The following is a 14,291-nucleotide window of genomic DNA, read 5'->3' as shown; positions in this document are numbered from 1 at the left end:
TGGTCGTTATTCGTCGGGACAAGCGCACGTTTTCGACGGGAAACCGTGGGAGGATCCGAACGATGGAGCTGCGGCGGTTGCGGTTGCTGCACGAGCTGTCCCGGCGGGGCACGGTGGCGGCGGTCGCGGAGGCGTTGTCCTACAGCCCGTCGTCGGTCTCGGTCCAGCTGGCCGAGCTCGAACGGGAGGCGGGGGCGCCGCTGCTGCGCCGGGTGGGGCGCAACGTCGAGCTGACCGCGGCCGGGTGGCGCCTGGCCGAGCACGCCGCCGAGGCCCTGGCCGCCGACGAGTCGGTGCGCACCGAGCTCGCGCACCTCGGCGGGGGCCCGCGCGGGCGGCTGCGGCTCACGCTCGTCCAGTCGATGGCGCTGGCCCTGTTGCCCGGGGTGCTGGCCCGGCTCGGCGACACCGCGCCCGGCCTGGAGGTCGACGTCATCCAGCGGGAGACCGCCCCGGCCCTGGAGGAGCTGCGGTCGCGGGCGGTCGACGTGGTCGTCGGCATCGAGTACGAGGCGGTGCCGGTCGGGCGGCACCGCGACGTCGACCGCCGCGACCTGCTGCGCGAGGACGTGCTGCTGGCCCTGCACCCGGCGCATCCGGGGCTGCCGGTGCGCGGACCGGCCCGGCTCGCCGCCTGCGCCGGGTCGCCGTGGGCGTCGGGCCATCCCGGGACCGGGCTGGACGCCGTCATCCGCAACGTGTGCAACCGGCTGGGCGGGTTCGCGCCGGACATCCGCCACCGTACGGACGACGGCCTGATCCTGGCCGCGCTGGTCTCCTCGGGGCGGGCGGTGACGCTGCTGCCGGCGCTCCTGGCCACCGGGGTGCCGCAGCTGACCGCCCGGCGGCTGCGCGAGGAGCGGGTGCAGCGCACCGTGTTCACCGCCGCCCGGGCCTCCGCGGCGGGGGCTCCGGCGGTCGAGGCGGTGCGGGAGGCGCTGGTGCACACGGCCCGGCCGATCGCGGCCCGCCGCCGCGTGCTGGAGCTCTGTCCTTAGTGGAGCGTCATGCGAGGTACCCGGCGGCCTGCAGGCGGAACAGCTCGCTGTAGCGGCCGGCCCGCTCGATGAGCTCGTCGTGGGTGCCCTGCTCGACGATCCGGCCGTGGTGCAGCACGTAGATCCGGTCGGCGTGCCGGACGTTGGCCAGCCGGTGGGTGATGAGCAGCGTGGTGAGCCGGCCCTGGCGGTCGCGGATCGCCTGGAACAGGGCGTCCTCGGCGCGCGGGTCGAGGGCCGAGGACGGCTCGTCCATGATGAGCAGGTCCGCGGTGCGCAGGAAGCCGCGGGCGGCGGTGATCCGCTGCCACTGCCCGCCGGAGAGGTCCTGGCCGTTGGCGAAGGTGCGGTCGAGCAGCGTCTCGTACCCGTGCGGCAGCTCGACGATCATCTCGTGGGCGGCGGCCCGGGCGGCCGCGGACTCGATGCGCGGCTGCGACGGTTCGGCGGCGGCGTCGCCGATGGCGATGTTGGTGGCGGCGGTGAACGGCCACTTGTGGTACTCCTGCGTGACGACGGCGATGCGGCCCTGCAGCGCGTCGGGATCCCACGCCGCCAGCGGGCGGCCGTTCCACTCGATCGTGCCGGCGTCCGGCGAGCGCAGACCGGCGATCATCGAGGCCAGGGTCGTCTTGCCCGAGCCGTTCTCGCCGACGAACGCGACGGTCTGCCCGCGGTGGATGCTCATCGACACGTCGTCGACGGCCGGCGTGTCGCGGTCCGGGTAGGCCAGGCACACCCCGCGCACCTCGAGGGTCCGCAGCTCGTCCGGTTCGGTGAGGTCCGCGGCGTCGTCGCCGTCCGGCAGGTATTGCGCGGCCCGCTGCATGAACCCGGTGTAGTCGCCGAAGTGCCGCCCGTCGGTGTAGATGCGGTCGATCTGCAGAGTCACCGTGGTCAGCGAGCGCTGCGCCGTCTGCACCGCGATGACGCAGGTGGCGGCGGCCGCGATCGGGATCTGGCCGCGCAGCAGGAGCAGGCCCAGCAGGGTGTACACGCCGACGGTGGCCAGGCCGCCGATGACCGACCCGACGCTGGTGGTCGTGGTGACCCGCCGGGCCAGGGCGAGCTGGATGTCGGTCTCGGCGCCCATGACCCGGTCGTACTGGTCCAGCAGGAACTTCCGCAGCCCGTAGGAGCGCAGTTCCGTCGCGGAGTCGCGCTCGGCCATGAGCCGGTGCAGCAGCCACAGCCGCCGGCGGCGCACCGAGCCGGCGATGAACGTCTGGTACCGCTGGTGCCCGGCCCGCAGCGACGCCCACGCGTTCGGCACCGTGGCGACCAGCAGCGCGAGCAGCAGCAGCGGGTGGATCACGATCACCGCGGCCGCGACGGCGAGCAGCCCCGCGAGCCCGGCGAGCAGGTTCATCGCGCCCTGCACCAGCCCGACGGCCGAGTCGGTGCCGCGCGAGGCCCGCTCCATGTCGTCGGCGAACGCGTCGGCGTCGAAGGCATCGAGCCGTACCGCCGTGGTGACCTCGAACAGCGAGCGCTCCACCTCGCGGTCGACCCGTGGGGTGAGCCCGTTCTGCGCGTAGCCGCTGGCGATGCCGAGGGTGGCCCGCAGGCCGGTGACGGCGGCGAGCGCGGCGAGGGCGGGCAGGGCGGCGGTGATCCGGTCCGGGGTGGGGCCGCCGGCGAACAGTTCGACGAGGACCTGCCTGGTCGCGAGCAGCCCGAAGGACGCCAGGACGCCGGAGCCGATGGTGGCCACGCCGACGAGCAGAGTGCGGGCCTTGTCGGCGCGCCAGCTGAGGCGTACCGCTTCGGCGAGCAGCTTCGGCAGCTCGGCGAAGACCGCCCAGGTGCCGGCCTCGGCCCGGGCGCGCACGCCGCTCTCCCACCACATCTCGCGCAGCTCGGGCAGCACCGAGTCGGCGGGCTGCTGGGGTTTTGCCTGCTGCTGCGGCACGTTCCGGACACGGGTTTCGGTCACGGTGGGCCTCCGTCCGCTTCGACATCCGACGATGCCTGATGGCGGTACGGCGGACAAGGCGGCTCCACCGGAAGGGTGCCGATGTTCATGCGTTCATTCATGAGCGGCCGTGTGCGCGGCGCCGTCGGCCGCCGATCGACCGCTACGGGCCGGGCCGGAGCTTCCAGGCGAAGCGCTTTGCGGCTTTTATGCCGATTTGACCGTTTCGTGGACCTTGATATCGCGCGGCCCCACTCGAGAAAGCGAAAAGCGAAAAGCGACAGGATTTAGATTTAAAAAGGGGAAAAGCAATGATTTGGGCGATTCGCGGAGACTTTTAGAGCCACTACCTAGTCGCTTCGCTCAAGCAGACGCCGCCCGCGGCTCTGAACCCAGGACGGGGCCGGACGGTGCGCGACGGTGGCGCACCGCGGGAGCAGCACGAGGCCGGACGGCACGCGGATAGGGACTCAGGGCGCGAGTAGCGCGGCGCCAAACGGTGCGCGGCCGGGGGCACAGGGCGCGGGTAGGGCAGACTGCGCGGCATGAGCATCGAGGTCCACGAGTACGACCCGGCCTGGCCCGACCACGCGCGCGCCGCGATCGCCGAGCTGCGCGCCGCCCATCCCGGGGTGTTCGCCGAGATCGAGCACGTCGGCAGCACCGCGGTTCCGGGCCTGCCCGCGAAGCCGGTCATCGACCTCATGGCGGCCGTTCCCAGCCTCGACGCGGCGCCAGGCGAGGTCGGCGGAGGGTACGCGCTGATCGAGACCGGGATGCCCGAGCGGCGCTTCTACCGGCGCGAACCGAGCGCCAGCGGCAGCACGCCGGCCGTCCACCTCCACGTGGTGACCGAGGACTCGTGGGCGACCCGCAACGAGCGGATCCTGCGTGATCACCTCCTGAGCCATCCCGCCGCTCGGGACGAATATGGGCTGCTCAAACGCGAGCTCGCTGGGCAGGATCTTGATGGGCCGGCCTACACGCGCGCGAAGACCGAACTGATTCAGCGGCTCGTCGACGCTGCGAGGACCGAGCGCTCCCTGCCGCTCGTGTCCGTGTGGGAGGAGTAGTCGTCACGCGGGTACTCGGTGGTGGCGCCGGGCCGTTGATCTGCCAACCGTAATTGGTGAGTGAAATTCACATCCGTTCCGTCACCGGCTGCGAGCATTCGTCCCGCCGTCGTGACGCACGGTCATCGCCGCCCAGACCGGTCAACGAGTGTGCTATCGGGCGTCACCATCGTCGGCCGGGACCCGGGTCGGAGATCTTGAGGGGGTGCGGGTGGAGCGGAGCTCCCCCGCAATAGGGGTAAACAGGGTGATACTGGCGACATGAGCAGTACCGTGCTCGCCGAAGATGCCCAGCATGCGCCGGCAGTGCTGAGCCGGCGCCAGGTCAATGTCGTGTTCACCGCGATCCTTCTCGGGATGCTGCTCGCCGCGCTCGATCAGACCATTGTGTCGACCGCGCTGCCGACGATTGTGGCGGATCTGGGCGGGGCGGGGCACATGTCGTGGGTCGTCACGTCGTACCTGCTGGCCGAGACCGTCGCCACCGTGCTCGCGGGAAAGTTCGGGGATCTGTTCGGGCGGAAGCTCGTGTTCCAGGTCAGCACCGTCGTGTTCGTCGCCGGGTCGGCGCTCTGCGGGCTCGCGCAGGACATGATCATGCTGATCGCCTCCCGCGCGGTGCAGGGCATCGGCGCCGGCGGGCTCATGGTCACCGCCATGGCCCTCATCGCCGACGTCATCCCGCTGCGCGACCGGGGGCGGTACCAAGGGGCGCTGGGGGCCGTCTTCGGGTCACCACCGTCGTGGGCCCGACGCTCGGCGGGCTGTTCACCGACCATCTCAGCTGGCGGTGGGCGTTCTACGTCAACGTGCCCGTCGCCGTTGTCGTGCTCGCCATGTCGGCGCGGGCGTTGCCGTCGGTCCGGTCGGCCGTCAAGCCGGTCATCGACTACCTCGGGATCGCGCTCGTCGCGGCGGGGGCGTCCAGCATGATTCTGGCGCTGTCGTGGGGCGGGAACGAGTACGACTGGGGCAGCCCCGTCATCATCGGCCTGTTCGCGGCCGCCGTTGTGCTGCTCACCGCCTTCGTCGTCGTCGAGCTGCGGGTGGACGAGCCGATGCTGCCGATGCGGCTGTTCCGCAACTCGGTGTTCACGGTGTGCTCGGGGCTGAGCTTCATCGTCGGGTTCGCGATGCTCGGGGCGATGACGTTCCTGCCGACCTACCTGCAGTACGTGGACGGGGTCTCGGCCACCGGCTCCGGGGTGCGGACGCTGCCGATGGTGCTCGGGCTGTTCACCACGTCGATCATGTCGGGGACGCTGATCAGCCGGACCGGGCGGTACAAGGCGTTTCCGATCGCCGGCGGGGCCGTGATGGCGGCCGGGCTGTACCTCATGTCGACCATGCATCCCGGCATGAGCGTGTGGCTCGAATCGCTCTTCATGTTCGTGCTCGGGCTCGGGATCGGGCTGTCCATGCAGGTGCTGACGATCGCCGTGCAGAACACCGTGCCCTACGCCGACCTGGGCACCGCGACGTCCGGGGTCACCTTTTTCCGTACCCTCGGCAGCTCCTTCGGCACCGCCATCTTCGGCACGCTGTTCTCCAACCACTTCGGGCCCGCGCTGGCCAAGGCGATGGCCGGTGACCCGGGCGTTCCGCTCGCCGCGGCCGAGAACCCGGAGCTGCTCAACCGGCTCCCGCACGCGCAGGCCGCGCCGATCATCGCCGCGTACGCCGGCAGCATCACCGACGTGTTCCGCTGGGTGGTGCCGATCGCGCTGCTGGGGTTCGTCATCGCCTGGTTCCTGCGCGAGGTGCCGCTGCGGGACAGCGCGCGGGCCGCCGCGACCGACGTCGGGGACGGGTTCTCCGCGCCGCCCGCCGACCGGGTCTGCCGGCTCGAGCGGGCGATCAGCGACACCATCCGGCAGGAGCGCGGTACCGATCCCGGGTTCCTCAACCGGATCCTCGGCGATGCGGGCGGCGAGCTCAGCCCGTCGCAGGCCTGGGCCGCGGGGCAGGCGCACCTGCACATGACGGTGCGCGGGGAGGCGACCCTGACCGCGATCGCCCAGCTGCACAGGATGCCGCGCGAGGTGCTCGAGCCGACGTTCGCCGACCTCGCGGGCGCGGGGCTGGCCCGGGTCGACGGGGACAGCGTGGAGCTCACGCCGGCCGGGCAGGCCCAGCTCGACCGGGTCCAGACGGCGTGGAAGCAGTGGCTGGACGCCAAGCTCGACGACATCACGCTCGCCGACGCCGAGGACCGCGTCCTGCTGGACAAAGCGCTGTCCAACATCGCGACGAAGCTGGTGGACGAGCAGAGCGAGCTGCAGCCGGCCGCGCGGTAAAGGCTCAGAACGTCGCGCGGTAAGGGCTCAGAACAGAAACGCCGGGTGCCGGGCCTGCAGCCAGAGTTCCAGGTCCGCGGCCGGCATCGGCTTGGCGTAGTGGTAGCCCTGGGCGATGTCGCAGCCGAGCGCCCGCAGCGCCGCCACGTGGGTCTCGCGCTCCACGCCTTCGGCGACCACGGTCAGGCCCAGGTTGTGGCCGAGCTCGACCGCCCCGCGGACCAGCACCGCGTCGTCGTGGTCGGTGTCCATGTTCATCACGAAGGTGCGGTCCACCTTCAGCTCGTCGACGGGCAGCTGCTTGAGGTACGCCATCGAGGAGTACCCGGTGCCGTAGTCGTCGATCGACAGGCGCACCCCGAGGTCGTGCAGCTGCTTGAGGGTCGCGGTGGCCTGGGCCGGGTTCGCCATCACGGCCGACTCGGTGACCTCCAGGCGCAGCCGGGCGGCCGGCACCCCGTGCGTGGACAGCAGCCTGGTCACGTCGTCGACCAGCCCGGGGTCGAGCAGGCAGCGCGGGGACAGGTTGACGGCGACCGTGAGCTCGCGGCCGGCATCCATCCAGGCCCGCGACTGCGCGACGGCGTGCCGCAGGACGTACAACGTGAGGCGGTTGATGAGGCCGGTCGTCTCCGCCACCGGGATGAAGTCCCCCGGTGCGATCGGGCCGCGCTCCGGGTGCCGCCACCGCACGAGGGCCTCGACCCCGCAGACGGCGCCGTCGGCGAGGGACACCTTCGGCTGGTAGTGCAGCGAGATCTGGTCCTCGGCCTCCAGGGCCCGGCGCAGGTCGCCGAGCAGCTGCAGGCGGGAGCTGTCCTCGGTGTGCATGCCCGGGTTGTAGGCGGCGATGCCCGCCTTGGTCTCCTTCGCCGTGTACATCGCGATGTCGGCGCACCGGACGAGCTCGTCGGCGGTACCGGAGGCGGCGGAAGCCAGCCCGATCGACACCTCGATGTCGACGGTCACGGTGCCGAGCTCGAAGCTGCGGTGCAGTTCGGCCTGGACCCGACCGGCCAGCCGGGCCGCGTCCTGCGCGCCGGTGGCCGGCAGCAGGATCGCGAACTCGTCGCCGGCCAGCCGCGCCACCGTGTCGGTCGTGCGCAGCGCCGCGGCGCAGCGGGCCGCGACCTGGCGCAGGAGCTCGTCGCCGCACTGGTGGCCGAGGGTGTCGTTGACCTCCTTGAACCGGTCCAGGTCGACCATGAGCACCGACGGGCCGCCGGGCAGGGCGTCGGCGGTGCGGGCGATGAACACCGAGCGGTTCGGCAGCCCGGTGAGCTCGTCCTGCATCGCCTGGCGCACCAGCCGCCGCTGGTAGCCGGACGCGACCAGCGCGAACACCACGATCATGCCGAGCCCGACGGCGAAGGACGACAGGGTCGCCACGAACACCCACCGCTCGACCTTGTCGAGGCGGTTGCTCGCGTCGAGGCTGGTCGCGTCCTGGGCCTCCTCGGCGTCGTGCAGCAGGTTGCTGATCTGGGCCGAGGTCGGGCCGGCCTCGTTGTCGTCGATGCGGCGGATCTCGGTCGGGTTGGCCCGGTCGACGGCCAGGAACAGGTCCTCGATCGCGGCCAGGTACTGCCGTTGCAACGTGCGCACCTGCGCGACCAGGGTCTGGTCGGCGGTACCGCCGCGGGCCTCGATGTCCTTGAGCGCGACCTCGAGCGCGACGGCGGCGTCGGCGTGGTCGGCGCGGGCGTGGCGTTCGGGTTCCAGGCGGTACTGCTGCTCGGCGATGTCCTCGGCGGAGACCGCCTCGTGGGCCCGGTGGAACGCCTCGGCCAGCAGCGACGCGGTGCGGGCGGTGGTGGCGACGTGCCGGGTCGCGACGGTGCCGAGCACGCTCACCCCGGTGAGCGCCAGCAGCACGGCGCCCAGGCCGATGAACGCGGCCCGCCGCCTGGCTTGCGATCGTGGCACCGCCCGCTCCCGTCCGCGCCCCGCGCCGGGTCGCACACCGGAATCGTCGGCACCGGACCCGATCCGGTTGACCTCAAAGCCGGTTGCCAAACGGGATCACCGCAGCCGAAATATCCTAGGATCCTAGGCGCAATTCCCCCGCTTCGTCGCATTCGGTACGTTCTCCAGCGCGATGAGTACTCCCCCGGACCCCACGCGCATCGACGACCGTGCCACCTTCGCCGCGGCCCTCACCCAGCTGCGCGAGCGGGCCGGGCTCTCCGTCCGCCAGGTCGCCGCGAAGGCCGGCGCCCGCACCTCGCTGAGCACCCTCGGCGACTGGTTCTCCGGCAAGGGGCTGCCGTCGCTGAACTCCCAGCCGCTGTTCACCCGGGTCCTGGAGGCGTGCGCCGTCCCGGCCGGGGAGGTCCCGGGCTGGCTGGAGGCCTGGCACCGGATCCGGCACCGGCCGGTCGGCCGCGGCGCCGACGGGGAACCCTACCGGGGCCTGGCCAGCTTCCAGCCCGAGGACGCGGCCTGGTTCTTCGGCCGCGAGCGGATGACCGCCGCCCTGCGCGCGCGGGTCGAGGCCCGCCAGGCGGCCGGCGGCGGGCTCCTGCTCGTCGTCGGCGCCTCCGGATCGGGCAAGTCGTCGCTGCTGCGGGCCGGCCTCGTCGCGGCGCTGCGGGCCGACGGGTGGAGGGCGGAGGTGGTGACCCCCGGCGCCGACGAGCCGGCGTTCCCCGCGATGGCCGCCGGCCGCGCCCTGCTCGTCGTGGATCAGGCGGAGGAGCTCTTCACCAGCGGTACCGAACCCGCCGCATTTCTGACCGCCTGCCATCCCCCGCCGGGCGCGGTCGTCGTGCTCGCCCTGCGCGCCGACCTCTACGCGCAGGCGCTCGCCGACCCGGCCCTGCTGGCGGCCGCGCAGGAGGACCAGTTCACGGTCGGCCCGATGACCCGCGAGGAGCTGCGCGCCGTCGTCGTGGAGCCCGCCCGCCGGGCCGGCGTGGACGTCGAGGCCGGGCTCGTCGAACTGCTGCTCGCCGACCTGGGGACCGAGCAGGCCGGGCTGCCGCTGCTGGCGCACGTGCTGTACACGATGTGGAAGGCCGACCGCCGTCTGACCCTCACCGGCTACCGGCGGGCCGGCGGGATCAGCGGCGCCGTCGCCGCCACCGCCGAGGAGGTCTGGGCGGGCCTGCCCGACGACCGCCGCGCCCTCGCCCGGCGGCTGCTCACCGCGCTCGTGCACGTCGGCGTCGACACCGTCGACACGCGGCGGGTCGTGCCGACCGCGCGCCTGCTCGAGGAGCTCGCCGCCGACAGCGCCGACACCGCCGAGGCCGAGGCGATCCTGGAACGGTTCGTGCGGCACCGGCTCGTCACCGCCGAGGCCGGCACCGTCCAGCTCAGCCACGAGGCGCTGCTGACCGCCTGGCCCCGGCTGCAGGACTGGCTGCGCGCCGGGCGGACCGGGCTGGTCGTGCGCCAGCAGCTCGCCGCGGCCGCCACGACCTGGCAGCAGGAGCGGCGCGACCCCACCGCCCTCTACGCCGGCACCCGCCTGGCCGCGGCGCAGGACTGGGCCGCCGAGCACCCGGCCGAGCTGGCGCCGCACCTCGCCGAGTTCCTGCGGGCCAGCGCCCGGCATTCCAGAAGAACGACCCGCCGCTTGTACCGCACGATCGCCGGCCTCACCGCGCTCGCCCTCAGCACGCTGCTCCTGGCCGGGTATGCTTTCCAGCAACGGCACGCGGCCGTCGGGCAGCGCAACGAGGCCCTCTCCCGGATGATCGCCGGGCGGGCCGACTGGCTGCGCGAGCGCGACCCCACCCTGGCCGGTCAGGTCGCCCTCGCCGCGTACCGGACGGCGCCGACCGTCGAGGCCCGCTCCAGCCTGCTCGACGCGGCCGCCACCCCGGCCCCGGCCCGCCTCGGCCCGTTCGAGCGCGCCGCGCAGGCGGTCGTGCTGCTGCCGACGCGCGGGCTGCTGGCGGCGGCGGGCGCGGACCAGACGGTGCGCCTGTGGGACACCTCCGTGAGCCCGCCCCGCGCCGGTGCCGCCCTGCAGGGGTCGACCGGTGCCCTGTTCGCGCTGGCCGCGAGCCCCGACGGCCGGCTGCTGGCCGCGGCGGGCGCCGACGCCAAGGTGCACGTGTGGCGCCTCGGCAGCCTCACCGACCCCGAGGCGCTGCCCGCCCTCGACGGACCCGGCGGCACCGTCTACGCCCTCGCCTTCAGCCCCGACGGGCAGACCCTGGCCGCGGCCGGAGCCGATCGCGCCGTGCACCTCTGGCACGTCGATTCCTCGGGTGTACTGCCTGGTGTCTCCCTCCCCGGCTCCCCCGCCGTCCTGCAGTCCCTGGCCTGGAGCCCGGACGGGCGTTCCCTGGCCGCCGGGGCCGCCGACGGCGCCGTGCACCGCTGGGACCTCGCCGACCCCGCAAGGCCCGCGCACCTCGCGCCGCTGACCGGGCACACCGGCAAGGTCCTCGCGCTCGCGTACAGCCCCGACGGCGCGCTGCTGGCCAGCGGCAGCGGCGACGCCACGGTGCGGCTGTGGGACGCGGGCCCCGGCACCGCCCACGGCGCCCCGATCACCGGCCCGACCAGCTGGGTCAACGCGCTCGCATTCACCCCGGCCGGCGACCGGCTGCTGGCCGGGTCCAGCGACAAGAGCGTCGCCGTGTTCGAGGTCGCCTCCGGCCGCCGGCTGCAGTCGCTGCACCACCCGGCCCCGGTCACCGCCCTCGCCCTCACCGCCGACGGCCACGGCCTCGCCACCGCCAGCACCGACGGGTACGTGCGCACCTGGACCCTGCCCGGTCCGCTGCTCACCGGCCCGACCGGCGGCGTGTTCGCCACCGCCTACAGCCCCGACGGCAATACCCTCGCGGTGGCCGGCAAGGACCAGACGGTGCGGCTGTGGCACGTCACCGACCCGGCCGGCCCGTCGCTGTGGGGCGCCCCGCTGCACCGCCCGGCGGGCGGCGACGGGTACGCGGGCACCACCGCGTACGCGCCCGGCGGCAAGCTGCTCGCCGCCGCCACCCGCAAGGGCGAGATCGACCTGTGGAACGTGGCCGACCCGGCGCGCCCGGTGCCGGTGGGGGCGCCGCTGACCGGGGCAAAGGACCTCATCGAGACGCTCTCCTTCGGCCCCGACGGCTCGGTGCTGGCCGCGGCCGGCGACGACGGCAGCGTGTACCTGTGGGACGTCGCCGCCGCCCGCCCGCTCGCCACGATCCCGGGCAGCAAGGCGATCGTGTTCTCGGTCGCGTTCCACCCGACCCGGCCGCTGCTGGCCGCGACCGATACCGACGGCAGCGTGCGCCTCTTCGACCTGGCCGACCGGGCCCACCCGCGGCTGGTGAGCACGCTCGGCGGGTTCGGCGGGTACGCGTACAGCGCCGCCTTCAGCCCCGACGGCCGCCTGCTCGCGGCGGGGAGCGCGGACAAGACCGTACAGCTGTGGACGATCGCCGATCCGGCCCATCCGGTGCCGCTGCCCCGGCGGCTGACCGGGCCGGCCTCCTATGTGGACTGGGTCGCGTTCAACCCGCGCGGCGACCGGCTGGCCGCGGCCTCGACCGACGGGACCGTGTGGATCTGGGACGTGCACGACCCGGCGCAGCCGTCGACGGTGGCGACGCTGGGGCGGGCCGACGAGGCGTACTACGTGGTCGCCTACAGCCCGGACGGGCGCACCCTCGTGGCGGGCAGCGACGACGCCACCACGCGGCTGTGGCCGACGGATCCGGACGCGGTGGCGGGGGCGATGTGCCGGTCGGTCGGGAGCGCTTTGAGCCGGGCGGAGTGGGAGCAGTACGTGCCGTCGGCGCCGTTCAGCCCGCCCTGCTGAGCTTGCTTTTCTGCCGTCCGCGTCGCTCCATCGCCCGCCCGCACCGCTCCATCGCCCGCCCGCACCGCTCCATCGCCCGTCCGCACCGCTCCATCGGCCGTCCGGACCTGTCCGGACTGCTGGACGCGGACGGGGCCGGACGGTTGGCTGGAGGGCGCGCGTTCCGAGGGGGGCGCCGCCCGCCGGGGGAACTCCAGCTTCCCGGCGGGCGGCTCTTTTCCATTGGCCTGCTTGCTCAGTTGGTCTGCGACAGCGCCTCGCGGCGGTTCGCGATGAGGCTGGTGGCCGTGACCGCGACCAGGGTCACGATGATGACGATCAGCGACAGCGGGGTCGGCACGTCCGGGACCCAGGACCACACGGTGTGCGCCCAGTGCAGGACCAGCTTGGCGCCGATGAACGCCAGGATGATCGCCAGCCCGTGGTTGAGGTGGCGCAGCTTCGACAGCGCGTTGCGCAGCACGAAGTACAGCGCGCGCAGGCCGAGCAGGGCGAACGCGTTGGTCGCGAACACCAGGTACGGGTCGCTGGTCACCCCGTACACCGCCGGGACGGAGTCGACCGCGAACACCACGTCGGTCAGGAACACCGCGGCCACGACCAGGGCCATCGGGGTGAGCGCGCGCTTGCCGGCCTGGCGGATCGTGAGCTTGGTCCCGTGGTACTCGTCGGTGACCGGCATGAGCCGCCGCAACAGCTTCGTCGCGCGCATGTTGCCGGGGTCGACCGCGTGCTCGTTGTGCTTGACCGCGTCCCGCATCACCTTGATCGCGGTCACGATGAGCACCGCCCCGAACAGCAGGAACGCCCAGGTCCCGGCCGACAGCAACGCCGCCCCGGCCGCGATGAAGATGCCGCGCAGCACCAGGGCCCCGATGATGCCGTAGAGCAGGACGCGCTGGGTGAGTTTCGCCGGTACCGCGAAGGCGCTCAACAACAGCATGAATACGAACAGGTTGTCGACGGAGAGCGACTTCTCCACGACGTAACCGGTGAAGAACTCGACGCCGGGCTCGCTGCCGTGCGCCAGCCACACGTAGACGCCGAACACCGCGGGCAGCGCCAGATAGAACACCGACCACGAGACGGCCTCGCGCATCGGCACGTCATGCGGCTTGCGCGTGAGCACGAAGTCGAGCGCGAGCAGCCCCAGCAGGACCGCGATGGTCACCGCCCAGAGCTGCGGCGACGCGATGGACTCGGTAGGCATACAGGTCTCCTCGAACGCAGCGTGACACGTTCGAGGTCTCCCCCACCCACCGTCTTGCCGCGGGTGGCCGCCCGGGAACCGCAACGGCGGCTCGTACTGACCGGGACAGCGCTTACGGGGTACTCCCCTCAGCCGCGAACTATACGGGCCCTCCCTGGACGTTTCCTGAAAGCGCCCGGTTGCCCCTCGGTTGCCGCCACTCCCGGCCGCTTCTGCTGAGCCTTACCCCCGGTTTGTCGCCAAGTTGCCGCCGCCGACCACTGAGTTTGCCCGCCACTTTCCGAAACCCACCGCGAAGTTGCCGCCACTTTCCGCAGCCCGCCGGCCGAGTTGCCGTCCACTTTCCGCACCCACCGCCCACCGAGTTGCCGCACTTTCCCGCACCTTCCGCCGCCGACCCGTCCAGTTGCCGCACCTTTCCGCCGCAGACCGCGAAGTTGCCGCCACTTTCCGCAGCCGCCGGCCGAATTGCCGCCCACTTTCCGCACCCACCGCCCACCGAGTTGCCGCATTTTCCTGCGCCTTTCCGCCGCCGACCGCCCACCGAGTTGCCGCACTTTCCCGCGCCTTTCCGCCGCCGACCGCCCCATTCCGCCGCAGACCGCCGAGTTGCCGCGCCTTTCCGCTCCAGGCCGCCGAGTTGCCGCGCCTTTCCGCCGCCGACCGCCCCAGTTGCCGCACCTTTCCGCCCCAGACCGCCCAGTTGCCGCGGCTTTCCCGCCGCCGACCGCTTACTTTGCCGCCGGGCCGCCGGGCCGCCGGGCGCTGGGCGCTGGGCCGCCGGGCGCTGGGCGCTGGGCGCTGGGCGCTGGGCGCTGGGCGGAGATTCCGGCAACTTTCCTCAGGTCCGCAGCAATTTGCCGCCGGTTTTCCGCAGCACGCCACTGAGTTGCCGCCGGGTTTCCGCAGCACCGACTGAATTTGCCGTCGGCTTTCCGCAGGCCACGACCGCGACACCGGCACGTTGGGCTTGAGGCGACCCGCTCGTGGCCGGCGGTTTCCATTCCGCGCGGGTGGTTTCCGTCCAT

General features: G+C 73.0%; 6 protein-coding genes and 2 pseudogenes. 5 read left to right on the top strand and 3 right to left on the bottom strand.

The genetic code is table 11. The features are described from left to right. Positions 1–62: 62 nt before the first annotated feature. Positions 63–998, top strand: a complete 936-nt coding sequence (locus ACQPZ4_RS16770) for a LysR family transcriptional regulator (RefSeq protein WP_433066547.1) — start codon at positions 63–65, stop codon at positions 996–998. On the opposite strand, the pseudogene ACQPZ4_RS16765 reads toward ACQPZ4_RS16770, so the two are convergent. Continuing rightward, a pseudogene (locus ACQPZ4_RS16765) lies at positions 954–2,934 on the bottom strand (ABC transporter ATP-binding protein); the annotation flags it as partial. The gene ACQPZ4_RS16770 and the pseudogene ACQPZ4_RS16765 sit on opposite strands and share 45 nt — an antisense overlap. A 524-nt stretch (positions 2,935–3,458) precedes the next feature. On the opposite strand from ACQPZ4_RS16765, the gene ACQPZ4_RS16760 reads away from it, so the two are divergent. From ACQPZ4_RS16760 to ACQPZ4_RS16750, 3 genes and pseudogenes are all read left to right on the top strand, one after another. Further along, positions 3,459–3,986, top strand: coding sequence for a GrpB family protein (locus ACQPZ4_RS16760; RefSeq protein WP_433061539.1), 528 nt, complete (start codon positions 3,459–3,461; stop codon positions 3,984–3,986). A gap of 261 nt (positions 3,987–4,247) precedes the next feature. Further along, positions 4,248–4,658, top strand: a pseudogene (locus tag ACQPZ4_RS16755) (MFS transporter); the annotation flags it as partial. A 71-nt stretch (positions 4,659–4,729) separates the two neighbouring features. Then, entirely contained in the window at positions 4,730–6,283 is a 1,554-nt protein-coding gene (locus ACQPZ4_RS16750; protein WP_433061536.1) for an MFS transporter, read from the top strand. 27 nt (positions 6,284–6,310) lie between these two features. Here ACQPZ4_RS16750 and ACQPZ4_RS16745 read toward each other — a convergent pair whose 3' ends face one another. Further along, positions 6,311–8,209: a putative bifunctional diguanylate cyclase/phosphodiesterase gene (locus ACQPZ4_RS16745; RefSeq protein WP_433061534.1), complete on the bottom strand. Its 1,899-nt coding sequence runs from the start codon at positions 8,207–8,209 to the stop codon at positions 6,311–6,313. 172 nt (positions 8,210–8,381) lie between these two features. Here ACQPZ4_RS16745 and ACQPZ4_RS16740 point away from each other — a divergent pair, with 172 nt between their 5' ends. Beyond that, a complete protein-coding gene (locus ACQPZ4_RS16740) occupies positions 8,382–12,053 on the top strand; it encodes a helix-turn-helix domain-containing protein (RefSeq protein ID WP_433061532.1) in 3,672 nt (1,223 codons plus the stop codon). A 235-nt stretch (positions 12,054–12,288) separates the two neighbouring features. Here the strand turns inward: ACQPZ4_RS16740 and ACQPZ4_RS16735 are convergent, their stop codons facing one another. Continuing rightward, positions 12,289–13,263 (bottom strand): TerC/Alx family metal homeostasis membrane protein, encoded by a 975-nt coding sequence (locus tag ACQPZ4_RS16735; protein WP_433061529.1) that lies wholly within the window; start codon positions 13,261–13,263, stop codon positions 12,289–12,291. Positions 13,264–14,291 lie beyond the last annotated feature (1,028 nt).

This window comes from Dactylosporangium sp. CS-033363 (assembly GCF_050942475.1).
GTDB lineage: Bacteria > Actinomycetota > Actinomycetes > Mycobacteriales > Micromonosporaceae > Dactylosporangium.
The sequence above is the reverse complement of the archived record's forward strand: the minus strand, read 5'-3'. Positions and strand labels throughout refer to the sequence as shown.